The 25,511-nt window shown below is 67.7% G+C and carries 14 protein-coding genes; 2 read left to right on the top strand and 12 right to left on the bottom strand.

What is annotated here, in order from left to right:
- Positions 1-9: 9 nt before the first annotated feature.
- Positions 10-2,604: an aminopeptidase N gene (gene pepN, locus OJI97_RS12510; protein WP_297663918.1), complete on the bottom strand. Its 2,595-nt coding sequence runs from the start codon at positions 2,602-2,604 to the stop codon at positions 10-12.
- Between the two features lie 47 nt (positions 2,605-2,651).
- On the opposite strand from pepN, the gene OJI97_RS12505 reads away from it, so the two are divergent.
- Complete coding sequence (locus tag OJI97_RS12505) at positions 2,652-3,443, top strand: SDR family NAD(P)-dependent oxidoreductase (protein ID WP_297663916.1); 792 nt, start codon at positions 2,652-2,654, stop codon at positions 3,441-3,443.
- 21 nt (positions 3,444-3,464) lie between these two features.
- On the opposite strand, the gene OJI97_RS12500 is transcribed toward OJI97_RS12505, so the two are convergent.
- On the bottom strand, positions 3,465-10,856 hold the full coding sequence (locus OJI97_RS12500) for an MBG domain-containing protein (RefSeq protein ID WP_297663914.1): 7,392 nt from the start codon (positions 10,854-10,856) through the stop codon (positions 3,465-3,467).
- A 17-nt stretch (positions 10,857-10,873) separates the two neighbouring features.
- Positions 10,874-12,619, bottom strand: coding sequence for a ShlB/FhaC/HecB family hemolysin secretion/activation protein (locus OJI97_RS12495; protein ID WP_297663912.1), 1,746 nt, complete (start codon positions 12,617-12,619; stop codon positions 10,874-10,876).
- Between the two features lie 161 nt (positions 12,620-12,780).
- On the opposite strand from OJI97_RS12495, the gene OJI97_RS12490 reads away from it, so the two are divergent.
- Entirely contained in the window at positions 12,781-13,758 is a 978-nt protein-coding gene (locus OJI97_RS12490) for an AraC family transcriptional regulator (RefSeq protein WP_297663910.1), read from the top strand.
- Between the two features lie 134 nt (positions 13,759-13,892).
- Here OJI97_RS12490 and OJI97_RS12485 read toward each other — a convergent pair whose 3' ends face one another.
- From OJI97_RS12485 to OJI97_RS12445, 9 genes are all read right to left on the bottom strand, one after another.
- Entirely contained in the window at positions 13,893-15,131 is a 1,239-nt protein-coding gene (locus OJI97_RS12485) for a DUF445 domain-containing protein (RefSeq protein WP_297663908.1), read from the bottom strand.
- A 261-nt stretch (positions 15,132-15,392) separates the two neighbouring features.
- Positions 15,393-18,809: an efflux RND transporter permease subunit gene (locus OJI97_RS12480; RefSeq protein ID WP_297663906.1), complete on the bottom strand. Its 3,417-nt coding sequence runs from the start codon at positions 18,807-18,809 to the stop codon at positions 15,393-15,395.
- Positions 18,810-18,852: 43 nt separating this feature from the next.
- Entirely contained in the window at positions 18,853-20,031 is a 1,179-nt protein-coding gene (locus tag OJI97_RS12475; RefSeq protein WP_297663934.1) for an efflux RND transporter periplasmic adaptor subunit, read from the bottom strand.
- Between the two features lie 350 nt (positions 20,032-20,381).
- Positions 20,382-20,663, bottom strand: a complete 282-nt coding sequence (locus OJI97_RS12470; protein ID WP_297663904.1) for a GlsB/YeaQ/YmgE family stress response membrane protein — start codon at positions 20,661-20,663, stop codon at positions 20,382-20,384.
- 116 nt (positions 20,664-20,779) lie between these two features.
- Positions 20,780-21,046: a GlsB/YeaQ/YmgE family stress response membrane protein gene (locus tag OJI97_RS12465; protein ID WP_297663902.1), complete on the bottom strand. Its 267-nt coding sequence runs from the start codon at positions 21,044-21,046 to the stop codon at positions 20,780-20,782.
- A gap of 1,004 nt (positions 21,047-22,050) precedes the next feature.
- Positions 22,051-23,040, bottom strand: coding sequence for a quinolinate synthase NadA (nadA, locus tag OJI97_RS12460; protein WP_297663899.1), 990 nt, complete (start codon positions 23,038-23,040; stop codon positions 22,051-22,053).
- 71 nt (positions 23,041-23,111) lie between these two features.
- On the bottom strand, positions 23,112-23,735 hold the full coding sequence (locus OJI97_RS12455; protein WP_297663897.1) for a DUF4230 domain-containing protein: 624 nt from the start codon (positions 23,733-23,735) through the stop codon (positions 23,112-23,114).
- Positions 23,732-24,499, bottom strand: coding sequence for a hypothetical protein (locus OJI97_RS12450; RefSeq protein ID WP_297663895.1), 768 nt, complete (start codon positions 24,497-24,499; stop codon positions 23,732-23,734). The genes OJI97_RS12455 and OJI97_RS12450 overlap by 4 nt, the downstream gene beginning before the upstream one ends.
- Positions 24,496-25,413: an MBL fold metallo-hydrolase gene (locus OJI97_RS12445; protein WP_297663893.1), complete on the bottom strand. Its 918-nt coding sequence runs from the start codon at positions 25,411-25,413 to the stop codon at positions 24,496-24,498. Before OJI97_RS12445 ends, OJI97_RS12450 begins: the two co-directional genes overlap by 4 nt.
- Between the last annotated feature and the right edge of the window lie 98 nt (positions 25,414-25,511).

Raw genomic sequence — 25,511 nt, 5'->3', positions numbered from 1 at the left:
CAATACCGCCTACCCCATCAAGCTCTTGCTCGCCTGCTCGGTCGTATCGCGCGACAGGCCCGGCTGCGCCAGGATGCGTTCCAGTTCCGCCCTCATCATCGCCGCGCGCGCTTCGTCGAAGCGGCGCCAGCGGCCGAGCGGAGGGATCATCTTGGCCGCGGTCTGCGGGTTCCGGGGATCGAGAGCGATGACGAGGTCGGCGATCAGCCGGTAGCCCGCGCCGTCGGCCTGGTGGAACGCCGCCTGATTGCCGGTGAACGCGCCATAGAGCGCGCGCACGCGATTGGGGTTGGCGAGCGTGAAATCGGGATGTTCCGCCAGCGCCTTCACCGCGGCGACCGTGTCGGGGCGCATCGACCAGGCCTGCGCCTGAAACCATTTGTCGAGCACCAGCGGATTGTCGCGATAGCGCTGGTAGAAGATGTCGAGCGCGTGGGTGCGTTCGTCGCTGTCGCCATGCGCCAGTGTCGCGAGCGCCGCCTGCCGCTCGGTCATGCCGTCGGCGGCCGAGAAGACGCCGAACGCCAGCGCCGCGACGTCGGCGCGGCCGGTCGCGGCGAGATAGGCGAGCGCGACGCCGCGCAGCCGGCGGCGGCCCTTGGCGGCGGGCGTGAGGTCGGTCGCTGGCGGCGCCGCCTCGGCCAGTATCTCGCGCCAGTCGCTTTCGAGCGCGTCGCCGATCACCGCCTGCAGCGCAAGCCGCTCGCGCCGGATCGCGTCGGGATCGACGGTCACCATCTGGTCGCCGATGAAGGCCTCGCTGGGCAGCAGCACCGCTTCGGCGACGAAGGCGGGGTCGGCGGCGCGCCCGGCAAGCGTCGTCGCCACCGCATCGATCACCGCCCGGGCGTCGGCCTTCTCGCCCGACACCACCGCGACGAGCGTGTCGAGCATCAATTGCTGCAACGCCTCGTAACGCGCGAAGGGATCGTCGTCGTGCGCCGCGAGCCAGGCGAGTTCGCCCGGCGCGCGCTCGAAATCGACGATCACGGGCGCCGAGAAACCGCGATTGACCGAAAGCGCCGGGCGCGCCGCGAAGGCGCCGAGCGCGATACGCTGCGCGGCATCGGTCAGCGTGACGAGCGTGTCGGGCAGCGCGGCGCCGCTGCCATCCATCGCAAAGGCGGCGATGCGCAGCGGCATCATCGCCGGCGCCTTGTCGGGCTGGCCCGGCGTCGGCGGAACCGTCTGCGTCACGTCGAGGAACCAGTTGCCATCCTCCTCGACCAGCACCAGCCCCAGCCGCGGCGTTCCCGCCTGTTCGTACCAGCGGCGGAACCGGGTCAGGTCGATGTCCCCGCCCTCCTCCATCGCGCGCACGAAATCCTCGCAGGTCGCGGCCTCGCCGTCGTGGCGCGCGAAATAGAGGTCGGTGCCCTTGCGGAAGCGCTCCGGCCCCATCAGCGTCGCCATCATGCGGATGATCTCGGCGCCCTTGTTATAGACGGTCGCGGTGTAGAAGTTCGAGATTTCCTGATAGGAGTCGGGGCGGATCGGGTGCGCGAGCGGCCCCGCATCCTCGGGGAATTGCGCGGCGCGGAGCAGCCGGACATCCTCGATCCGCTTGACCGCGGGCGAGCCCATGGCGGCCGAAAAGCTCTGGTCGCGAAAGACGGTGAAGCCTTCCTTCAGGCTCAATTGGAACCAGTCGCGGCAGGTGACGCGGTTGCCCGACCAGTTGTGGAAATATTCGTGCGCGACGACACCCTCGATCCCGTCATAATCGACGTCGGTCGCGGTGTCGGGATCGGCGAGGATGTAGCGGGTGTTGAAGACATTGAGCCCCTTATTCTCCATCGCTCCCATGTTGAAATCGCTGACCGCGACGATGTTGAACAGGTCGAGGTCATATTCGCGGCCATAGACGCGCTCGTCCCACGCCATGCTGGCCTTGAGCGCCTGCATCGCATGATGGGTGCGGGGGGCGTCGCCCTCGCGCACCCAGATGCCGAGTTCGACCCTGCGGCCCGACAGGGTGGTGAAATGGTCGCGGTTGACGACGAGATCGCCCGCGACGAGCGCGAAGAGATAGGAAGGCTTCGGCCACGGATCTTCCCACAGTGCCCAATGCTTCCCCGCTTCGCCCTCGCCCGAGGCGACGCAATTGCCGTTCGAGAGCAGGATCGGGAAAAGCGCCTTGTCGCCCTCCATCCGCACCTTGTAGCGGCTCAGGACGTCGGGGCGGTCGGGGTGGAAGGTGATGCGGCGGAAACCCTCGGCCTCGCACTGGGTGCAGAGCATGGCGTTCGAGGCATAGAGCCCCATGAGCTGGGTGTTCGCCGCCGGGTCGATGACGGTGTCGACCTCGACCGTCGCCGCGGCGCGATCACCCAGGTCGACGATCAGGTCGGGCCCTTCCATGCGCCAGCCGTTCCAGCTTTCGCCGTCGACGCGAACGTCCCGCGGCGTCAGCCCGTCGCCGCGCAGCGTCAGCGGCACCGGCGCATCGGCGTGGCGGACGACCGACAGCGCGCTGCTCACCCGCGTTTCGTCGATGCCGAGCGCGAAATCGAGCGCGATGTCGGGGATCTGCCATTCGGGCGGGCGATAGTCGCCGCGATGGATGGTGACGGGAACGGCGGGAGCGGAAGAAGCGTCGGTCATGCGCGAAGGTCTAGGCGCGGGGCGGCGCGTGCGCAATAAGGGTGGGGATGGCGAAGATGCTGATTTTCGGGATGGGCTATGCGGCGGGACATCTTGCCGGGCGGCTCGGCGCGCGCGGCTGGGAGGTCGCGGGCACGACACGCGATGGCCGCGCGGACAGCCTGGCCTTTGCCGACGAGGCTGCGGTGCGCGGCGCGCTGCGCTCGGCGACGCACATTCTCTCGTCGGTGCCGCCGGCCGATGGCGGCGATCCGGTGCTCGCGCGCTATGGCGAGGCCATTGCCGTCGCGCCCGCGACATGGGTCGGCTATCTGTCCTCGACCGGAGTCTATGGCGATACCGGCGGCGCGTGGGTCGACGAAAGCGCGCCTATCAAGGGCCGCCGCGCCGATCGCAATGCCGCCGATGCCGCCTGGGCCGCGCTGCGCGGCGACATGCGCCTGTTCCGCCTTCCCGGCATCTATGGCCCCGGCCGCTCAATCCTCGACCGTATCGGCGAAGGCCGCGCGCACCGGATCGACCTGCCCGAGCAGCTGTTCAGCCGCATCCATGTCGACGACATCGCGGGCGGCGTCATCGCGTCGTTCGCGGGACCGCCGGGCATCTACAATCTCGCCGACGACGAGCCGTGTCACCAGAACCGGCTCGTCGAATGGGGCTGCGCTATGCTCGGCGCGCCGGTGCCGCCGCTCCAGACGCTGGGCGAAGCGGGGCTGTCACCCGCTGCGCGGGCCTTTTATGCCGAAAATCGCCGCATCGCGAACGGCAAAGCGAAGCGGCTGCTGGGGTGGGCGCCGCGCTATCCGACGTTTCGCGAGGGGCTGAGGAGCCTCGTTTGAGCCGCCCGCCCGGCGCCGCATTCATTGCGCGGCGCTTCGCGGTGCCGGACACGGCCGCTTGCGCAGGCAATCGATGGCGGCGGCACCCTCCATCCCGACCCCGGCGTCCCCGCTCGCACCGTCACCCGATGCTGGAAACAAGCCAGCGATGGGCGATACGCTGTCCAGCCCGGCCAGGGGATCGACGGTCGTCGCGAACGCATCGCGAACCGAGCTGCCGGCCATCACCGCCGGCGACACCGGATCGATGCCCTGAATCGTCAAAACGCCCGGCGCGAACCGAAGCACATAATTTGCCGATGCCCCCAGCGTGCCTTGGGTGATCCCATAACGACCGGGAATGCTGGACTGGATCGCACGCGTCGCTAACGCGCCGGTCAGCGTGTCACCATTGACCAGTCCCAGACCGCCAATCCGATAGGTCAGCGCCGGATTGATGTCGCCATAGAGGCGACTCAACGCATCGGCAGTCACCGTCAGCGCCCGCGGCGCGATGGTGAGATCCGCGCCCCGATAGGTCAGCGCATAATTGGGCGACGCCGCCAGACTGCCCAGCACGATCGCATAGCTGCCGACATTGCTGGCGGCAATCGCTCCGGTCGCCAGTGCGCCCGACAGCGTGTCGCCGTTGACCAGCCCCAGACCGCCGACCGTATAAGTGAGCGCAGGATTGGCATCGCCGTAAATCCGGCTCAATGCATCGGCGGTCACCGTCAGCGCGCGCGGCGTGATGCTCAGATCCGCGCCCCGATAGGTCAGCGTATAGTTGGACGATACCGCCAGACTGCCCCGCGTGATCGCATAGCTCCCGACGTCGCTGGCCGACGTCGCATCGGTCGTCAGCCCCCCTGTCAACACGTCACCATTGACCAGTCCGAGACCGCCGACCCGATAGGTCAGTGCGGGATTGACGGCACCATAGATGCGGCTCAGCGCGTCCGCCGTGACCGTCAACGCCCGCGGCGTGATGGTGAGGTCCGCGCCTCGATAGGTCAGCGCATAGTTCGGCGATGCCGCCAGACTGCCTTGCCCGATCGCATATGCGCCGATGCCGCTGGCCGCAGCGGCGCTCGTCGCAAGCCCGCCGGTCAGCGTATCGCCGTTGACCAGCCCCAACCCGCCGACCCGATACGTCAACGCCGGATTGGCATCGCCATAGATGCGGCTCAGCGCGTCCGCCGTGATCGTCAACGCCCGCGGCGTGATGGTGAGGTCCGCGCCTCGATAGGTCAGCGCATAGTTCGGCGATGCCGCCAAACTGCCCTGTGTGATCGCATATGCGCCGATGCCGCTGGCAGCAGCGGCGCTCGTCGCAAGCCCGCCGGTCAGCGTATCGCCGTTGACCAACCCCAACCCGCCGATCCGATACGTCAAGGCCGGATCGGCGTCACCATAGACGCGACTGAGCGCGTCTGCCGTCACGGTCAGCGCCCGCGGCGTGACGGTCAGGTCCGCGCCACGATAGGTCAGCGCATAGTTGGACGATGCCGCCAAACTGCCCTGTGTGATCGCATAGGCGCCGATGTCGCTGGCGGCCGTCGCGGCGGTCGTCAGATCGCCCGACAATATATCGCCGTTGACGAGCCTCCCCTCGGTGATCGCATAAGTCAGCGCCGAATTGGCATCGCCATAGATGCGGCTCAGCGCATCGGCGGCCACCGTCAGCGCCCGCGGCGTGATGACCAGGTTCCCGCCCCGATAGGTCAGCGAATAGTTGGATGACGCCGCCAGACTGCCTTGCCCGATCGCATATGCGCCGATGCCGCTGGCCGCAGCGGCGCTCGTCGCAAGCCCGCCGGTCAGCGTGTCACCGTTGACCAGCCCCAACCCGCCGACCCGATACGTCAGTGCCGGATTGGCATCGCCATAAATGCGGCTCTGCGCATCGGCGGTCACCGTCAGCGCGCGCGGGGTGATGGTGAGCGCGGTCGCATTGGCCGCATCCTGCACGAAAGCGAAGCGGTAATTGCTGCTGTCGGGAACAAGCCCGCTGCCGGTCACCGCATAGCGGCCGACGTCGGAGGTCGCATCGCCGGGGCTGGTCCATGCCACCGTGCCGCTGGTCACCGCTGTCAGCGTCTCGCCGTTCTTCAACCCCACGGCGCTCGCCATGCCGGTCAGCAGCGGAGTATCGCCATAGAGGCTCGATACCGGCGTCGCCGCATAGGTCACGGTCAGGTCGGCCGGCGTGATGGTCAGGTCCGCGGCCTGATAGGTCAGCGCATAGTTGGGCGACGCCGCGAGGCTGCCCTGCGTGATCGCATAGGCGCCGACGTTGCTGGCGGTCGTCGCACTGGTCGCGAGCGTGCCGGTCAGCCCGTCGCCGCTAACGAGCGTCCCCGCGGTAATCGCATAGGTCGGCGCCGGATTGGCGTCGCCATAGATGCGCTGCATGGCGTCGGCGGTCACCGTCAGCGCGCGCGGCGTGATCGTGAGCGCGCCATCGCCATAGGAGATCGCGTAATTGCTCGACGACAATCCGCTAACCGCGATCGTATAGGCGCCCGCATCGACGGCGCCCAGCGCGTTTCCGCCATAGAGCAGGCTGCCGCCCAGCACCGATTCGCCCTCGCCGTTCACGAACCCGCTGTAAGTGACGCCGTTGCCGGTGAAGGCGGTGCCGTCATAGACGCGGGTCAGGTCGTTCGCGGTGACGGTGAGCGGTGCGGGGGTGACGGACAGCGTCGCCGGTTGATAGACGAAGCGATAGGCGGGATCGCTGGCCCGCGCACCGCTCGCGGTCAGCGCATAGCTGCCGGCGTCGCTGGCCGCCGATGCGCCGGCGATGGTCGCGGGCGCGGTGATGGAATCGCCCGCGTGCAGCCCGTAATATTGCGCGATCGGGGTTTGCGCGGGGGCGCCATAGACGGTGACGGCATCGTTGGGCGCAACCGCGACCACAGAACTCAGCGCGTAAAGCTCTGGATAATAGGCCGCCGCCGATCCGCCATTCTGTCCGGCCTGATTGGGCGGCGACCAGACCGCGGTGAAGTCCCAGCCGGCATAGGTGGCGGCGAAATTCGAAAGATCCTGCATTTGGGCGGTGGTGAGGCCGCTCGCGCCTGCAAGATCGCCGCCAGCCCAGCCGTGCTCTTGCCCTGTGGCTGTCGTGTCCCAATAGCTGCTGGTGACGCTGCCGCCAAAAGACCCCACCAGTCCGCCAACATTGGCGTCGCCGCTGACGCTGCCGGCCGCATAGCTATGGGCAATGCTGCCGCCGCCCTGAAGCCCCACCAGCCCCCCGACATCGATATCACCGTTGACGCTGCCGGTTGCATAGCTCTGGGCGATGCTGCCGACGTACTGAACCCCCACCAGCCCGCCGACACCGCCGCTGGCGGCGCTGACGTTGCCGGTTGCGTAACTCTGGACGATGCTGCCGTCGTTGTACTGAAACCCCACCAGCCCACCGACGGAGCTGTTGCCGCTGACGCTGCCGGTTGCATAGCTCTGGACGATACGGCCGCTGAACTGTTGCCCCACCAATTCGCCGACAGCGTCTTGACCGCTGACGCTGCCGCCGACCAGGCCGACGCGTCCGATCGTGCCACCGCCCTGATAGCCGAACAGACCAACAAAATCGGTCGAGCGCCGGTTAATGAACAGCCCGGCGATCTCATGCCCCCAGCCGTCGAAATTGCCAGCGAACCCGTTTAAGCCGTTGAACCTGTTACCATCCCCATCGGTCCCCAGCGGAACGAAGCCCGCGCCCGACCACATGCCGGGATATTTGCCCCCCACCGCAGCGAGGTCGGCGGTCAGGTCGATGCCGTTTGCCAGCACATAGTTGCCGCCCAGATCGCCGGCGTTGATCAGTTGCAACTGGTGGGCGTTGCGGATCACCGCCGGCCCGCCGGCAGCGGGCGCGGTCGGCACTTCCCAGGCAAGGAACGGCCGCGTGCCGGCCCCCGCCCACACCCAGCCCGCCGCTCCCGCACTCGTCACCGGCCCCGCCGCGAAGGTGAAACCCGCATAGGCGTCCTTGGCAAAGGCATAGTTGGCGGCGCCGCTCTGCGCCGGATCGCTGGTCACTTCCGCCACGCCCGCAGCAATGGCGGAATTGCCGATCGCCGCTGATTGCCCGGTCGTATAGCTGTCCCAATAGCTCGCGGTGATGCTGCCGCCGTGGTGGCCCTCTAACCCCACCAGCCCGCCGACAGTGGCGATACCGCTGACGCTGCCGGTCGCATAGCTTTGGGCGATACTGCCATCGACCCGATATCCCACCAGTCCGCCGACATTGGTGTTGCCGCTGACGCTGCCGGTCGCATAGCTTTGAGTGATGCTGCCGCCGTTCTGCCCCACCAGCCCGCCGATATAGTTCGCGCCGCCGCTGACGCTGCCGGTGGCATAGCTTTGGGCGATGCTGCCGCCGCTTTGATATCCCACCAGCCCGCCGACGGAGCTGCGACCGTTGACGCGGCCGCCCACCAGGCCGACGCGCCTGATCGAGCCGCTGTTCTGCCAGCCGAACAGGCCGACAAAAGAGGCCGCGGGCCGATCGATGGCGAGTCCGACGATGACGTGTCCCTGGCCATCAAAATTGCCGGCGAAGCCGCGGTTGGCGTTGAGCCGGTTGCTATCCCCGTCGGTCCCCAGCGGCACGAACCCCGCTTCCGACCACATACCGGGATATTTGCCCCCCACCGCGGCCAGGTCGGCGGTCAGGTCGATGTCGTTCGCCAGCACATAATTGCCGCCCAGGTCGCCGGCATTGATCAGTTGCAACTGGTGGGCGTTGCGGATCACCGCCGGCCCGCCACCGGCGGGCGCGGTCGGCACGTCCCAGGCGAGGAACGGCCGCGTGCCGGTCCCCGCCCACACCCAGCCGTCCGCTCCCGCGCTCGTCACCGGCCCCGCCGCGAAGGTGAAACCCGCATAGGCGTCCTTGGCAAAGGCATAGTTGGCGGCGCCGCTCTGCGCCGGATCGCTGGTCACCCCCGACACATTGGCGGCGGTGCCAATTTGAGTTCCGAACCCGGCCGATTGCCCGGTGGTATAGCTGTCCCAATAGCTGTCTGTGACGCTGCCGTTGTATTGACGTCCCACCAGCCCGCCGACATCGATGCTGCCGTTGACGCTGCCAGTCGCATAGCTTTGGGTGATGGTGCTGGTTCCCTGCCGCTGATACCCCACCAGCCCGCCAACGCCTTTGTCACCGCTGACGCTGCCGGTCGCATAACTCTGGGTGATGTCGCCATCGGTCAGCCCCACCAGTCCGCCGATATAGAGGTCGCCGCTGACGCTGCCGGTGGCATAGCTCTGGGTGATGCTGCCGCCGAACTGAAACCCCACCAGTCCGCCAGCACCGCTGCCGGTGATGCGGCCGGTGGCATAGCTCTGCACGGTGCTGCCGCTTTCCTGAAACCCCACCAGCCCGCCAATATCGCCGCTGCCGTTGACGCTGCCGTTGACGCTGCCGGTGGTATAGCTCCGACGGATATCGCCGATTTGATACCCCACCAACCCACCGACAATGCTGCCGCCGCTGATACTGCCTCCGACCATGCCGATCCGGCTGATCGAGCCACCGCCCTGATAGCCGAACAGGCCGACAAGATAGGCCGCGGGCCGGTCGATCGCGAGATCGGCGATCACATGCCCTTGGCCGTCGAAATTGCCGGTGAAGCCGTTGCCGCCGTTGAGCCTGCCGTCATAAATGCCGCTGCCATCGGTCCCCAGCGGCACGAACCCCGCGCCGCCGTTCCAATATGCGGTGCCGGTGGCGTCAATGTCGGCGCCCAGCGCGAAGCTGTTGGTCAGAAAGCCGTTGACCCCCTGCACGCCGTATATGTCAGCGAGCAGATAGGGGTCGGCGGCGACGCCCGTGCCGCCGGCGGCGCGCAGGAAGGTCGCGCCGCCGTCGGTCGCGATGCTGAAATCGCCCGCGGCGAAGGCGGGGAGCGTCGCGCCGACCTGCGACCAGTCGCCGGCGGCGAGGCGGAAGCGCGCGACCGACAGCGCGGCGCTGTCGGCAATCGCGCCCCCGGCGTCGAGCGTCAGCCCGCCCGCCGCGGCGTCGATCGCGCCGTTCAGCGAGATATCGCCGGCAGCTTGCAGCGTCAGCGTCGCGCTCGACGTCCAGCGAAGCGGCGCGGCGAGCGTGATGTCGCCCGCCTGCGCGCCCGCCGGCCCGGTCGAGACGGTGACGTTGGCGAGCGCGAGCGCGTTCGTCAGCGTCGCGACATTGATGACGCTGTCGGCGCCGGTCGCGGTGAAGCCGCTCGCGTTGCTGTCGGCGCCGCTGGAGATGGTGATGTCGTAGGGATCGAGCAGCAGCGTGCCGAACGCGTGGCCGGTCAGGTCGGCGGTGCCGCGATAGTCGAGCCGGCCCGCCGACGACACCTCCGCCTCGCCGCCGCGTCCCGCCCCGGCACCCCTGGCCGAGATCGCGCCCGCGAAGCGCGTCGCTTCGTCCGACCAGATGGTGATATCGCCGCCGCCGCCGCTACCGGTCGCGTCGGCACGGATGGTGCTCGCGGCGTCGATATCGACCGTCTGCGCATGGGCCAGCGCGCCCCGGCCCTGCCGGTCGCCGCCGATGCGGACGCCGCCGCCGCCGCCCGCCCCCGACACGTCGATGGCGGCACCGGCCAACCTTATGTCGCCGCCGGTCAGAGTCACCGCGCCGTCGGTGCCGCCGACCCCGCGCGCCTCGATCACGCCGGTCAGGTTGACGATGTGCCGCGCGGCGTCGACCGCGCTCGCCGCCGACAGTATCACGCTGCCGCCGTCGGCGCTGATCCGCCCGGACATCGCGACCCCGCCCTCGGCCGCCGTCGGCAGCGCGACCTGGAGAAAGCCGTCGCCCGCGAGGTCGAGCGTGGCGCGTGTCCCTGCGCCGAGCGCCACCCGGCCCAGCGGCGCGTGGATCAGCCCGTTGTTGTCGACCTGGCCGCCGATCAGCGCGGCATAGCCGCCGCGGACGACCGCGATCGTCCCGGCATTGGCGACGCGCCCGCCGCGCCCGGTGACGACGATGTCGCCCTTCATGAAATCATCGTCGCCGATATCGAGCGTCGAGGCGACGAACCCCGCCGCCCGAACGGTGCCGGTCGCTGTGATCTGGATACCGTTGGGGTTGATCAGAAAGACCTGTCCATTGGCATTCAGCGACCCCGCGATGGTCGAGGTCGCATCGCCCGCCACCCGGTTGAGCAGGACCGAGCGCGCCTCGGGCTGGCGGATATCGACGCGATTGCCTTCGCCGATCGAAAAGCTTTGCCAGTTGATGACGGCGCGGTCGCTCGCCTGGGTGATCGTCATCGCCCCGTCGGCAGGGGCGCCGATCGTCGCGCCGCCGCGCGCCACGCTGCCGCCGGTCGGCAGGGCCTGCGCCTGCACCGCGGCGGGGATCAGCGCGCTCGACGCGAGCAGGAGAAAAACGAGGGGACGGACGGCAGGACGGATCATGGCGATGCTCCTTGCGATCAGAAACGGGTGACGATGGTGATGTTGAAGCGGTCGCTGCGGCCCGCCCCCTCGATATGCGCGCGGCCCCATTCGAGGCCGATCGAGACGCCCGCCGAGCCGTCGCGCACCGCGCCCGCAAGGCGTAATCCGGCGCCGAAATCACTCGCTCCGGTCTCGCGCCGTTCGAGCGCGGTCGGCCGTTCGTAACGCACGCTCCCCGCCGCCCCGAACAGATAGGGGGCGATGCTGAACCGCGCTCCGGCCAAGGCAAACGGACGGGCGATCTCGGCGCGCACGACATAACCCGCATCGCCCTGCAAACGGCTCGACGGCAGCGAGGACAGGCCATCGACCGCGGCAATGCCGATCTGTTCGGCATTGACCAGCGGTTTGCCGAACGCGGTCTGGGCGCGCGCGGCGAGCATCATCTGCACGCCGGCCCCGACCGGCTGGACCAGCGTCGCCTCGACCGCCAGCTTTTGGAAGTCCGCGTCCGCGCCCTGGCGCGACAGGGGGAGCAGCGCGGTTGCATCGGCGCGCGACCGCGCGCCCAGCCCGTCGATCCCGACCGAAACCTCCCCTCGCACCGCCAGCCTGCCGCTGCCCGGAGTCGCCGCGATCAGCGAGCCGTCCACCCGCAGGATGCGCAGCTCGTCGAACGACAGCGGCAGGGGCAGCGGATCGATCACCGACACGCGCTCGCGCTGCGCGTCGAAGGACAATCCGCCACTCAGCGTCAGCGCGCGCGTCCGCACAAAGGGATAGGCGATCCGCGCGCTGACCCGATTGAACCGGCTGCCGGTTCCCAGCAGAAAGCCTCGATGACGCGGCGCGGTGCGCGCATCGACGGCCTCCAGGTTAAGCGTCAGCCCATCGTGGCCGATCGGCAGCACCACACCGCCCGCGAGCGCGCGGTTGCGCGGGGTCGGGTCGAGGATGCTGGTCTTGCGCCCCCCATTGGGAAAACCACTCGCGCGCAGATAGATGGTCTCGCCCAGACCGAGCGCGCTGTTGAGGTCGAGCCCCAGACCGGCCGCATAACGCCCGAGCGACGACGGCAGGCTGTTGTCGACGGTCGCGAAGCCGGTGACGGCGCGATGCCGCGCCTCGATCACCAGCACGGTCCCGCCGCGCTTTTCGCCCGCGGCCAACGCCGAATGCAGCGTCACCCCCGGCGTGTCGCCGGCCAGCAGCAACCGCCGCTCGACCATCGGCAAAGTCACGTCCGCCCGCCCGACCAGCGGCGCAAGCACCGCCGCCACGCGCCGCCGCACCAGCGGCGGCACCCCATCGGTATCGACGCGCTCGATGAACCCCTGGACGATCACGAGCCGCAGCGTCGCGCCGTCGCGCAGTTCCTGCGCCGGCACCAGCACGCGGGTCAGCAAATGGCCGGCGCGCGCCGCGTGCGCCTCCATCGCGCGCGCGGCGGCAAATATCTCCGCAACCTTGATCGGATGACCGACGAGCTGCGCGCGCAGCGCCGCCGCCGTCTGCGGATCGTCCTCGCCCTCGACGGCGATGCCGCCCAGCGTCACCTCCAGGGTCTCGGCGCCCGGCGGCGCGGTCACCCCCGGTCCTTCGGGCAGGATGATCGGCTCGCCGGGCCGCGCCGTCGGCGGCGCATAGGTCGGCGGCGTCACCTGACTCGCCGTTTGCGCGCGGGCTCCCTGCGGCATCGCGGCGGCCAGCACGGCGAACGCAAGCGGCCCCGCCCATCTCCGCGCTGCCGCCTCGCGGTCGCATCCGTGCTGCCGGCCCATGGTGTCGCCCCCTTCTGTCCGCGCTCCCGCCGGTACCGGCCTATCATCGCGCCGAAGGGAAGCGTTAGGCCGGCAGTCTCACCGATTGGGCCGGGCGTCTCACCATCGATTGACCCATCGAGCGAACCCCATTAGTTTTCCGGACCGAGGGGGGATCGGGAGTGGGGCAGGACCATCGCTCGCACTGGCAGGACGCGCGGTTCACCGGCGTCTCCACCGACGCCGCGCCGATGACGGAGCGGTTCGATTTCTGGCACGCCCTCTTTCCTCAAATCGACATGCGGCGCACCACCGACGACGGGGGCTATCGCGCCGCGGCGCTCGCCTGTGCCGGCGACGACGGCATCGCCTTCACCGACCTGGTCTGCGCCCCCACCGCGTCGCGGTTCCACGACGGACGGCTCGACCATATGCAGCTTTGCGTCGTCGCGGCGGGCCAGTTCGGCGTCACCCATGGGCAGGACGAACGCCTGTGGCTCGGCCCGGGCGCCGGGCTGCAACTGCTCGATTGCCATCGCGCGGCGCAGACGCATTCCGAAACCAGCTATCGCGCCTATCATATCACGCTGCCGCGCGCCGCGGTCTATCGCGCGATGGGCGGCGATCCGATCGCGGGAACCGGGGCGCTGCGCACCTTGCCCGACACGCCGCTCGCCTTGCTGCTCAAGGATCAACTCGGCGCGCTTGCCCGCCACGGCCCCAACATGAGCGCCGCCGAAGCGGCGGCGGCGATGAAATTGCTCAGCGGCCTTGCCCTCACCTACCTCGAAGGGTTCGGCCCCGCCGCCAAGGAGGATGGACGGCGCATCGGCGACACGCATTTCGCCAGCGCCTGCCGGCTGATCGAGGCGCGGCGCGAAGACGCGGGCCTGACCGCCGATGCCATCGCACGGGCGATCGGCTGCTCGCGCGCCAGCCTGTATCGCCTGTTCGAACAACGCGGCCTTTCGGTTGCGGATCATATTCGCGCGGTCCGGCTCAACCACAGCCGCGCTCTGCTCCGCGATCCGCGGCTCGGCATCGGGGACATCGCCCTGCGCTGCGGCTATGAGGACCTGTCCGCCTTCGGCAAGGCGTTCCGCCGCCGCTTCGGCATGACCCCGCGCGATTGGCGAAGGGCCGCGGAACGGGATTTCTAGAGCGTGATGACATCAGTTGGAATCGTCATTGCGAGGAGCGAAGCGACGCGGCAATCCAGAGCAGGCGTAAACCGCCCTGGATTGCTTCGCTTCGCTCGCAATGACGTAGTGGGTTAATGTAACGTCATCAGACTCTAGAGCAGCACATCCACCGCGTGGATCGCCACGCCCACCAGCCCGCCGACCAGCGTGCCGTTGATGCGGATATATTGCAGATCGTCGCCGACCGCATTTTCCAGCCGGTCGGTGATCGTCTGGGCGTCCCAGCCGCGGATCGTGTCCGACACGAGTTTCAGCGCCGTCTCGCCATAGCTGTCGACCATGCCGACGACCGCGCGGCGCGCGTAGCGGTTGAGCGTGCGCTTGATCGCCTCGTCCTCGCCCAGCATCGCGCCGAACTGGGTGACGAGTTCGCCGATGCGCCCCGCGAGCATCGTTTCGGGGTCGCGCGCGGCCTTGAGCAGCGCGCCGCGCCCCTGTTCCCAGAGGCCGTCGAGCCAGCGCTTGACCGCCTTGTTCTCGAGCAATTCGTCGCGGACATGCGCGACCTTCGCCTTGACCTCGGGATCGTGCTGGAGGTCGAGCGCCATCTTGGCGAGTCCTTCCTCGACGCGGAGGCGCAGCGGGTGCGTCTCGTCGACCGCCATTTCGGCGAGCAGCTTCGACAGCCCCGCGACGATGCGGTTCGAGATGCTTTCGTCGAGCCCGGTGAAGCGCACGATCGCATTGCTGTTGTCGTGCACCATCTGGTGGATCAGATGCTCGTTGAGCTCGAGCGTCTTCGACCCCCATTTGACCATCGCGTCGAGCAGGGGCTGGTGCCGCCCCTCGGCAAGCGCCGCCTGCATCGCCTGGCCGAGCAGCGGCGCGACGTCGAGTTCGCGCAGGCGATCGGCGATCGCCGACTTGACCATGCCGCCCAGCCGCTGCTGGTCGAGCGCGCCCAGCGCGTCGGCGATGATTCGCGACGCGCCGAGCTTGAGCCGCCCGCCGCCCTCGGCGGGCTGCGACAGGAATTTGCCGACCGCGCCAGCGACGTCGAGCGTCTGCATCTTGCGCGCGATCAGCCGCGGCAGCAGGAAATTGGTGAGCAGGAAGCGCGCGAGCGTGTCGCCGATGCGGTTCTTGTTGCGCGGCACGATCGCGGTGTGCGGGATCGGCAGGCCCATCGGATGACGGAACAGCGCGGTCACCGCGAACCAGTCGGCGAGCCCGCCGACCATTGCCGCCTCGGCAAAGGCGCGGACGAAGCCGACCGCGGGATGGACGTCCTGATAATATTTGGCGGTCACGAAGATCGCCGCCATCACGATCAGCAGCCCGGTCGCGACGATACGGATATTGAGCCCGCCGGTCGGAACGGCAACGCCCATCGGCCGGGGGGAAGCGCGGTCGGTCATCTTCATCAAATGGCGAAACGCGCCGAAGGTTGCAACCGGCGCGGTTCCGACACCCGGCGCACTCCATGAACTCCGCTTCCCCGAGCGAAGCCGAGGGGCATTTTCGAGCGAAGCGAGAACGTGCACCGTAGCAGCCTCGACTGCGCTCGGCATGGCCCCTCGGCTTCGCTCGGGGAATCGGAGGGTTCAGATTTCATGCGGCTCGACATGAGCCCTGCCGATTCCGGTCTCCCCTCACTCCGCCGCGTGCGGCGCAGACGCGGCGTGCGGCTTCGTATCGTCGCCCTTCCTGTAGGTCAGGAGATTGCTCGAGAAGAAGCGGCCGAGGCGCTTTTCGATGCTGTCGGCCAGGCTGAAGCCCGCGGGGACGATCAGCAGCGTCAGCAGCGTCGACAGCGTCAGGCCGCCGATCACCACGACGCCCATCGGCGCGCGCCATGCACCGTCGCCCGACAGCGACAGCGCGGTCGGCACCATGCCCGCGACCATCGCGACCGTGGTCATCACGATCGGCTGCGCGCGCTTGCGGCCCGCGTCGAGCAGCGCCTCGGTCTTTTCGATGCCCTTGTCCATTTCCTCGATCGCGAAATCGACGAGCAGGATCGAGTTTTTCGCGACGATCCCGAGCAGCATCAGCAGGCCGATATAGACGGGCATGGAGATTTCCATGCCGGTGATCAGCAGGCCGAGCAGGCCGCCGAGCGGCGCGAGCAGCAGCGACGACATGTTGACCAGCGGCGACAGGAAACGGCGATAGAGCAGCACCAGCGTCGAGAAGACGAGCAGCAGCCCCGACACCACCGCGATCATGAAGTTGGTGGTGAGTTCCTGCTGCATCTTCGCGTCGCCCTGCAGGATCTTGCGCACTCCTTGCGGCATGGTCTTGACCGCGGGCAGCGCGTCGATCTTCTTCTGCGCGTCGCCGGTGACGAGGCCGGGCGCCAGGTCGGCGCCGATCACGATGCGCCGCGTCTGATTATAGCGCCGCAGTTCGGTCGGACCGGCGCCAAAGCCGATTTGCGCCACCGATTTGAGCGGGACGGTGGCGCCGCTCGACGTCGGCACGGGCAGATTCTCGATCGTCGCAAGGCTGCGGCGCGAATCCTCGGACAGCAGCACGCGGATCGGGATCTGACGGTCGGAAAGCGAGAATTTGGCGACATTCTGGTCGATGTCGCCCAGCGTCGCGATGCGGATCGTCTGGCTGAGCGCCGCGGTGGTGACGCCGAGTTCGGCGGCCAGGTCCATGCGCGGATTGATGATAATCTCGGGCCGCGGAATATCGCCCTCGATGCGCGGCGCGCGGATTTCCTTGAGCTTGCTCATTTCCGCCACGATCTTCAGCGCGTGCTTTTCGAGCAGCGCCGGGTCGTCGCCGCCGATCACCATCGTGATGTCGCGGCCCGAAAAGCCGCCCGACTGGCTCTGGAAGGTCACGCGCGCGTCGGGAATGGCGGCCAGCTTGGGCTGCAGCCCGCGCTCCCAATCGACGCTACTGACTTCGCGGTCCTTCTTGAGCGTGATGAACGCATTGCCGCCGCCCACCTCGACATCGTAAAAGGCCTTTTCGACCACCGGATTATTGTCGAGAATCTTCCCGATCTGGCTTGCGATATGCTCGCTCTGCGCCAGCGTCGAGCCCGGGGGCAGCTCATATTTCACCTGGCTGAAATCGCTGTTCGTCGTCGGCTGGAACTGCTGCGGCAAGGTCGCGAACAGAATGATGCTCGCCGCGAAGGCCGCGAAGCCGATACCGACGATCCACACGCGATGGTCGGAAAGCCGCGCCCGGGCGCGCCGGGCCATGAAGGCTGTCCAGCGGGTAAAGGCCCACTGACGCATCCCCATCGCATAGGCGATGCCGCCCACGATGATCTGGAGCAGCCCGACGAGCAGGAAGGTCATGACGATCGCAAGCGGCGTCTGCAGCAGGAAATGCAGCGCCGCATTGGGGCCGTCCTGTCCCACCGGAACCGGCTGGAAATAGCTCACGACCATCGCCAGGCCCGCAAGCGCCGCCGCCGCCAATGGCGCCGACAGGAAAACCAGCCGCGTCGGCTCCGCTTCGTAGCGCGCGCGCACCGCGCGATGCTTCGAATGATCGAGCGTCCAGGCGAGGATGCGCTCATAGCGGTCGACCCATGGCCCCCCCGCGTGTTCGGCCGCACCCTGCGCCGACAGGAAATAGGCGGCGATCATCGGCGTGATCATGCGCGCGACCGCCAGGCTGACCAGCACCGCGAAGACGACGGTCAGGCCGAACTGGATGAAGAACTGGCCCGAAACACCGGGCATCAGCGCGACCGGCAGAAAGACCGAGACGATCGACATCGTCGTCGCGACGACCGCCAGGCCGATCTCGTCGGCGGCGTCGATCGCCGCCTGATAGGCGGTCTTGCCCATGCGCATATGTCTGACGATATTCTCGATCTCGACGATCGCGTCGTCGACCAGCACCCCCGCGACCAGACTGAGCGCCAACAAGGATAGGCCGTTCAGCGAAAAGCCCATCAGGTCCATGAACCAGAAGGTCGGGATCGCCGACAGCGGGATCGCCAGCGCGCTGATCAGTGTCGCGCGCCAGTCGCGCAGGAACAGGAAGACGACGACGACGGCCAGCACCGCGCCCTCGATCATCGCGGCCATCGAGCTGCGATATTGTTCCTTCGTGTCTTCGGTGCGCGTGAAAAGGACGTTGAAGCTGACCTTGGGGTTGTTCTTCTTGATCTCCGCCAGCTTCTTGACCGCCGCGTCGTGGACGGTGACGTCCGACGCGCCCTTCGCCTTTTCGATCGAGAAGGCCAGAACCTGCTTGTCGCGAATCTTGGCGAGGTTGCGCTGCTCGGCATAGCCGTCGGTCACCTTGGCGACGTCGGCCAGCCGGATCGTCCGCCCGTTGCCGATCGAGATGCGCGTTTCGCCGAGCTGAAAGGCGTTCGCGGCGTTGCCGAGCACGCGGATCGCCTGCTCGGCCCCCGCAATCTCGGTGCGGCCGCCGGCGGCGTTGACGTTCACCTGGCGAAGCTGCTGGTTCACCTGGCTGGCGGTCAGGCCATAGCTCTGCATCCGCGCGGGATCGAGGATGACGCGGATTTCGCGATCGACGCCGCCCGACCGGCTGACCTTCGCCATGCCGGAGATCGACAGCAGGTCCTTGGCGACCGTGTTGTCGACGAACCAGCTGAGCTGTTCGAGCGTCATGTCGGTCGCCTCGACCGCGAAATAGGTAATCGGCCCGCCCGCGACGTCGACGCGCACGACCTGCGGTTCCAATATGCCGTCGGGCAGGTCGCTGCGGATCTGCTGAACGGCCTGATTGACGTCGTTATAGGCGCGGTCGATCGGCGTGCCGATCGCGAACTGGACGAAGGTGCGGCTGTTGCCCTCGCTGACATAGGACGACATTTCATCGACGCCGCTGACCCCGCGGATCGCCGCCTCGACGCGCTGCGTTACTTGCGTTTCCAGCTCCGACGGTGCCGCGCCCGGCTGCACGACGATCACCTGCACCGCCGGAAATTCGACGTCGGGCTGCTGGTTCACGTCCATCCGGTTGAAGCTGACGATCCCCGCGAGCAGCAGCAGGATGAACAGCACGACCGGCGGCACCGGATTGCGGATGCACCAGGCGGAAATGTTGCGAAAGCTCATAATTCAAACGCCTTTTGCGCGCGCTGTCCGGACGCGATCGATGTTATTGCGACGATTTCTGCACCACCGGCTTGACCTTGTCGCCGGGGTTGAGGAAGGCGCCCGCCAGCACGACGACCTTTTCGGTGCCGGTCAGGCCCGAAGCGATCGACACGCCGCCGTCGGTGACCGTGCCGACCTTGACCGGACGGCGCTGGATCTGGTTCTTGCCATCGACGATCAGCACGAAATTGCCTTCGGGGCCGCTCTGCACCGCGCTTTCGGGAAGCAGCGGCGCCTCTCCGCTGCCCGCCACCAGCCGCGCATCGGCAAAGCCGCCGGGGCGCAGCGCGCTGCTATAGGGAATGGCGATACGCACCGTGCCCTGCCGCGTGTCCATGCTGACGATCGGCGAGACCTGCCAGACCTGGCCCGCGATCTTCAGATCGGTGCCGACGGGAGTCACCGTCGCGCGGGTGCCGACCTTGACGCGCTGCAGATCGGCTTCGGCTAGCTGCGCGAGCATTTCCATCTCGCCGCCCTTTGCCATGCGGAACAGGACGCCGCTGCCGGCGCCGACGACCTGGCCGGGTTCGACCTGGCGCGTCAGCACCAGCCCCGCCGCCGGGGCGACGATATCGAGCCGGCCGTTGCGCGCGACGGCTTCCTGATATTGCGCCTGTGCGACGCGAACGCGCGCGTTGGCGGAATCGCGGGTCGCGCGCTTGCGGTCGAGGTCGGCCTTGGAGATAAAGCCGCGGCCGACCAGCGCCTGCGCGCGCTCCAGTTCGGACTGGGCAAGATCGGCATCGGCCTGGGCGACTTTGATCGAGGCGGCCAAGCCTGCCGCCTGCTGCGTCTGCACCGACCGATCGATGACGGCGAGCGTCTGTCCAGCGCCGACCCACTGGCCGGGCTCGACGAGCACGCGCGCCACCTGCCCGCCTTCGCCGGCGACACCGACCGGCATCTCGCGCCGCGCCGCGATCGTGCCGTTCACCGAAATCGCCGCAACCACCGAGACGCGGCCCGGGACGACGACCGTCACATTGGGGATCGCCTGCGCGCCGGTTCCGCCGGCGCCATCCGCCGAAGCCGCGCCGTCGCCCTTCGCGCTCGAAAAGGCGAACCAGGCCGCGGCGAGCGCGAGCACGATGAGCACGACGCCGACGATCAGCCGGGTCCGCTTGCGGCGGTTGTCCGCCTCTTCGTAATAGCTTTGCGTCCCCGCCAGGCTGTCCATCGAATCCACTTTCCGTTCGTAGTTCACGCCATGTCCCCTCCCGCAGCCCGCGGCCGCCGATCGCGCCTCGCCGTCGGCAAAGCGCCCGGCCCGCAGGGACAGGATATGCTTTGAAGGTGTATTATCCTATTAAATCACCGCGTGCAAGGGGCCAAAGATCGCCGCTTCTCCGCTTCCCCCGGGAGCAGCGCCCCCGTCCCCAAGGGACGAATGCCATAGGGAAGTCGGCCCGTGATTTCCAGTGCTTGCGTCGACGAAAATGGGGGCGGTCGACCCAGGTCGACCGCCCCCATTTCATCCGGCCGCGATCCGATCCGGACCGCCGGCTTTGCGTCGGCGTGCGTCTTGCCTCAGCGCACCCGGCCGCGCCGGAACAGGTTGATGATGGCGAGCAGGATGATCGCGCCGATGAAAGCCGTCACCAGCGTTCGCCAATCGAAGGCGTCGCCGCGCAGATGGCCGCCGCCAAAGACGCCAAGGATATCGCTGAGCAGCCACCGGCCGAGGATCGAGCCGATACAGCCGACGATGATGTTGAGGAAGATGCCTTGCTGCGCGTCGGTGCGCATCACGATGCTGGCGAGCCAGCCGATGATGCCGCCCATGACGAGTGCGATAATGAAATCAATCATATTCTGACCCCCTACGATCATTATGACGCCTGATGGAACAGGCGGGTCGATGCTAACCTAAATATCTGCAATCGCCTAGCGAAATGGCGGCGAGCGCGCGGCGGGTGTCGGCGGACTCATCGAATGCGCCCGCGCCGGATCAGATTGACGATCGCGAGCAGCACGAGCGCGCCGGCGAAGGCCCAGAGCAGCCCGATCGTCTCGAAGCTCGCGAGGCTCGCTCCCATGCCGAAGATATTGCCGAGAAAACTGCCGAGGAAGGCGCCCGCAACGCCGACGATGATGTTGAGGACGATGCCCTGCTGCGCGTCGGTGCGCATGACGATGCTCGCCAGCCAGCCGATGATGCCGCCGACGATCAGGGCGATGATGAGTCCTCCCATGATCCTCCTCCCTCCCGAACCGGCCGGACGACGCCTGCCATCAGTGGTGAGGACATAATCGTGCAGGGGGCGAAAGGTTCCCGGCCGCGCCCCGAAAGACGCGGCCGGGACAGGAGGATCAGTTCCGGTCGGGGAACTGGTCCGGGTCGCAACGACTGCGATAGACAGCGCTCGCCGACCGCGATGTGATCCGCATCACAGGAAGGAAATTTTAGCGGGCGAGGTGTCGCGAACGGATGCCGGAACAGGCTAGCACGAGATCGCACCCCTTCGTCGTTGGCGATTATGGCGTTTGCAAATGCAGCGCCGACAGTTCGCGATTTTCCCGGCCTCGTCATTACGCCCGCCGGAAGACTGCGCTCCACGCGACGCGCATGCGAAATGGGGGTCGGCATCGCTGCCAACCCCCACTATCCGTTTTCGTTCCTGCACCGCGCTCCGCATCATGGCGTTCCGCCAATCTTTCGACCAGCGATCACAACGAAGCAGCGCAACCGGCACCGAACCGATCCGGCGATGGTTCGGTCGGCCCCCTTTCGGGGGCCGGCCTCACCTGGAAAGCTCTTCATCATCTTGTCCGAGCCTCTGCCGAAGCAGTCGCTCTTCCGAAGCGATGGACTGCATTTCCGTCCGATCGGGTCCGCCTCAACTCGTGGGAATCGCTGCGTTCCGTGACCGGGTATCGGTCGATGTCCTCGTCGGTTCTGCCCGTTTCCGTCCGGCTGGTCTTGCAACCACCCTTTGGGTCCCGGCGATCCGACGTCTCTGCCGCCCGATGATTGGAAGCTGTCACGAACCGGCCGGGCCGCCAACAGAAAAAGCGCGCAAAAGCCCCGCAAACCCTCCGCACTTGTGGATAAGTCCGGCATTAGCAACAAGCGGATTCGCTGCAGCATTTTTGTAACAGCACCGCAGCATTTTTGGATTCAATTGCTGCATCGCACCATGCGAATTGGCGCCGCGACTCGTCCATTCGATCGGACAGGCGAGTCGCGCGGACCGACTCAGGCGCGGCCCAGATCGCCCTTGCCGACCGTCCCCGACGCCATCTCGAGCATCCGGTCGAGGCTCTTTTTCGCGGCGACGCGGAGGTCCTCGTCCATCTCGATCCGCGGCTGGAGGTCACGCAGCGCGAGGTAGAGTTTTTCCATCGTGTTGAGCGCCATATAGGGGCAGATGTTGCAGTTGCAGTTGCCGTCCGCGCCCGGCGCGCCGATGAAGGTCTTTTCGGGCAGCGCCAGTTCCATCTGGTGGATGATGTGCGGCTCGGTCGCGACGATCAGCGTGTCGCCGGGAAAGCTCTTCGCGAATTGCAGAATGCCGCTCGTCGACCCGACATAGTCGGCATGGTCGATGATGTGCGGCGGGCATTCGGGGTGCGCGGCGACCGGCGCGTCCGGATGCTGCGTCTTGAGCTTCAGCAGTTCGGTCTCGCTGAACGCCTCGTGGACGATGCAGACGCCGGGCCAGAGCAGCATCTCGCGCCCGAACTTGCGGTTGAGATAGCCGCCGAGGTGACGGTCGGGGCCGAAGATGATCTTCTGCTCGGGCGGGATCTGGCTGATGATCGTTTCCGCGCTCGACGAGGTGACGATGACGTCGCTCAGCGCCTTCACCGCCGCCGAACAGTTGATGTATGTCAGCGCGATATGGTCGGGGTGCGCGGCGCGGAAGCGCTTGAACTGTTCGGGCGGGCAGCTGTCCTCGAGGCTGCATCCCGCGTCCATGTCGGGCAGCACGACGATCTTTTCCGGCGACAATATCTTCGCGGTCTCGGCCATGAACTTGACGCCGCAAAAGGCGATGACGTCGGCGTCGGTGTCCGCCGCCTTGCGCGACAGCTCCAGCGAGTCGCCGACGAAATCGGCGAGGTCCTGGATTTCGGGCTTCTGATAATAATGCGCGAGGATGACGGCGTTGCGCTCCTTGCGGAGGCGGTCGATTTCGGCGCGCAGGTCGAGGCCCGAGAGATTCTCGCGGATGGGAGCAGTCATGGCTTTTCCTTATATGGTCCTTGCCGTGGCGTCGCCCTACACCGCGACCGGCGGCAGGGCAATTCACCGCGTCATTGGGCGAAGCGCGCGGTCACTTTGGCATCGATCCCCGCGGCTTTCAGCGGCATGGCGAAGCTCTGTTCGACCGCGGCGCGCGCGGCATTCTGCGCGAGCCGCATCGGCGTCGCGCCCTTGGCCTGCCGGATCAGCTCCTCCTGCGCCGCCTTGCGGTTCGCGGCGTCGAGCGTCTTTTCGGCGTCGGTGAGCGTCAGCAGGATCACGCCGTCACGATATTCGCTGATCGCGTCGATGTCGATCTCGGGCCCCGCGAGGCGCAGCGGCGGCAGCGTCACGGTCAGCGCGTTCGCATTGCCGTCCCAATCGAGGTCGGACTGCGCGAGGCGGCCGAGGTCGAGTTCGTAGCGAACGGTGCCCGGCATGATCAGCGTCTTCTTCGCCTCCAGCCCCAGCCGCGACTGCGTCGAGGTCACCACCGCGACATAGCGCGCGGTGAAGGGCACCAGGACATTCTGCTCGCGCAGCCCCTGCAGGCTGGCCGCGACCACGGTTTCGGGATCATAGCCGCGTTGCCAGTCGCGCCAGGCGGACACCGCCCACCACGCCGCGAGCGCGAACAGCGCCGCGGCGGCGAGCAGGATCAGGCGTGGAAGAAGGCGGGGAGACGTCTGGGTCATGGGACGGTGTAATCCGAACAATCGGGCAAGGGCTGGTCGAGTTCATAATGCGCGGTCGCGGCGTCGTAGCGCAGCACCCGGTCATAGGAGCAGGCGGGGTCCTCCGCGCGCACAAGGTCGGCGCGCTTCAGCCTGGTGCCGCTATTATCGTCCGACCGGCGCGAGGTGCGCGGAAAGGCGGTGGCGACGGCGCGATAGGCCAGCGTGGGAAAGACCGCGTCGCCGGACGAAGCGGCGGCGGTCAACCCGGCGCCATATTCATATTCGTCGTGGCAGGCCTCCATCCGATCCTTCATATCGGCTTCGGAAAAGCAGGCGCGGATCATCAGCGAGCCGTCCCACGGCAGTTCGATCGCCTCGCCGCCCAACCGCGCCGCGCCGGGCGCCGCGCGAAGTTCGAGCAGGTGAAGCTGCGACGCCGAGCCGCCGCCGCCCGAATACATACTCGTCTGGCCGCTGAGAACACCGACAAGATAGCGCGGCGCGCCGCCTTCGTCCTTGCCCCGGATCAGCGTCGGCCAAAGCGCCACCGTCTCCGCCGCGGCAAATGCGGGCAGCGGCAGCGAAGCCGGTGCGGAACCGGCCGATGTGACGCGCAGCACGGCCTCGCTCGCATCGCCGTCCTCGACCGGAGGGACCTCCAGACACAGGCTATGGTCGGGCAGGCATTGGCTCGCCCCCTCGCCCGCCACCAACGCGATGACGGGACCGGGCGCGGGCGCGGCCGTTCCCGCGGCGGCGGCCAGAATCAGCGAAAATATCATGCCAGCTCCCATTGCTCTTCGCGGGCGCGGACGATTCCCCGCGCCTTCAGGTCGAGCAGGTGCGCCAGCACCGAACGGCCGGCCGCACCCGTCAGGCGCGGATCAAGCCCCTTGTACATATGGCTGACCATGACCGGGATCACAGCCGCCCCTTTTTCGAGCTCGCGCAGGATCTGCCGCTCGCGCTGGCGGCGATGGCCCAGCATCCCGCGCACGAGCTGCCGGGGCTTGGTCACCGCGGGGCCGTGCGCAGGATAATAGACGCGGTCGTCGCGGTCGTAGAGCTTTTGCAGGCTCGCCATATAGGCCGCCATGTCGCCATCGGGCGGGCTGACGACGCTGGTCGACCAGGCCATGACATGGTCGCCGGTGAACAGCGCGCCGCTCTCGACCAGCGCGAAGCAGAGATGGTTCGATGTGTGCCCCGGGGTCGCGACCGCTTCGAGCGTCCAGCCGTCGCCGGACACCCGCTCGCCGTCGGCGAGCACGCGGTCGGGGGCATAATTCGGATCGAAGGCGGAATCGGCGCGCGGGCCGTCGTCCGCAAGCGCGAGCGGCGCGCAGCCGACGATCGGCGCCCCGGTCGCTTCCTTGAGCGGCGCGGCGGCGGGGCTATGGTCGCGGTGGGTGTGGGTGCAGAGGATCGCGGCGATGCGCTGCCCCTTGGTGGCGCGCAGGATCGCGTCGACATGCCCCGCGCCGTTGGCGTCGGGCGGATCGCCGATGCTCATCCCCGACCCCGTCGGGCCGGGATCGATCACCGCGACGTCGCGGCCCACACCGACGATCCAGGTCTGAGTGCCGGTGAAAGTATAGGGCGACGGATTGGGCGCGAGCACGCGACGCACCAGCGGTTCGTGCTGCTCGCACTCGCCGGCGCGGATCGTGTCGGGCCAGGGCTTGTCTTCGCTCATCCGTCCCATGTGGCATCGGCCCCGTCAAAGTAAAAGGGGCGAAAAATGGACGAGAGAAAGGGAGCGGTCGGTCCCGCTCCCTTTCCCCGCCCCTGCCG

The sequence above is a fragment of the Sphingopyxis sp. genome (genome assembly GCF_025869345.1).
Taxonomy (GTDB): Bacteria; Pseudomonadota; Alphaproteobacteria; order Sphingomonadales; family Sphingomonadaceae; genus Sphingopyxis.
The sequence above is the reverse complement of the archived record's forward strand: the minus strand, read 5'-3'. Positions and strand labels throughout refer to the sequence as shown.

What these genes read in the sequence shown, in the direction of transcription:
- pepN (WP_297663918.1), bottom strand. Translation starts at nt 2,604, where the DNA reads ATGACCGACGCTTCTTCCGCTCCCGCCGTTCCCGTCACCATCCATCGC.
- OJI97_RS12505 (WP_297663916.1), top strand. Translation starts at nt 2,652, where the DNA reads ATGGCGAAGATGCTGATTTTCGGGATGGGCTATGCGGCGGGACATCTT.
- OJI97_RS12500 (WP_297663914.1), bottom strand. Translation starts at nt 10,856, where the DNA reads ATGATCCGTCCTGCCGTCCGTCCCCTCGTTTTTCTCCTGCTCGCGTCG.
- OJI97_RS12495 (WP_297663912.1), bottom strand. Translation starts at nt 12,619, where the DNA reads ATGGGCCGGCAGCACGGATGCGACCGCGAGGCGGCAGCGCGGAGATGG.
- OJI97_RS12485 (WP_297663908.1), bottom strand. Translation starts at nt 15,131, where the DNA reads ATGGGCGTTGCCGTTCCGACCGGCGGGCTCAATATCCGTATCGTCGCG.
- OJI97_RS12480 (WP_297663906.1), bottom strand. Translation starts at nt 18,809, where the DNA reads ATGAGCTTTCGCAACATTTCCGCCTGGTGCATCCGCAATCCGGTGCCG.
- OJI97_RS12475 (WP_297663934.1), bottom strand. Translation starts at nt 20,031, where the DNA reads ATGGACAGCCTGGCGGGGACGCAAAGCTATTACGAAGAGGCGGACAAC.
- OJI97_RS12470 (WP_297663904.1), bottom strand. Translation starts at nt 20,663, where the DNA reads ATGATTGATTTCATTATCGCACTCGTCATGGGCGGCATCATCGGCTGG.
- OJI97_RS12465 (WP_297663902.1), bottom strand. Translation starts at nt 21,046, where the DNA reads ATGGGAGGACTCATCATCGCCCTGATCGTCGGCGGCATCATCGGCTGG.
- nadA (WP_297663899.1), bottom strand. Translation starts at nt 23,040, where the DNA reads ATGACTGCTCCCATCCGCGAGAATCTCTCGGGCCTCGACCTGCGCGCC.
- OJI97_RS12455 (WP_297663897.1), bottom strand. Translation starts at nt 23,735, where the DNA reads ATGACCCAGACGTCTCCCCGCCTTCTTCCACGCCTGATCCTGCTCGCC.
- OJI97_RS12450 (WP_297663895.1), bottom strand. Translation starts at nt 24,499, where the DNA reads ATGATATTTTCGCTGATTCTGGCCGCCGCCGCGGGAACGGCCGCGCCC.
- OJI97_RS12445 (WP_297663893.1), bottom strand. Translation starts at nt 25,413, where the DNA reads ATGAGCGAAGACAAGCCCTGGCCCGACACGATCCGCGCCGGCGAGTGC.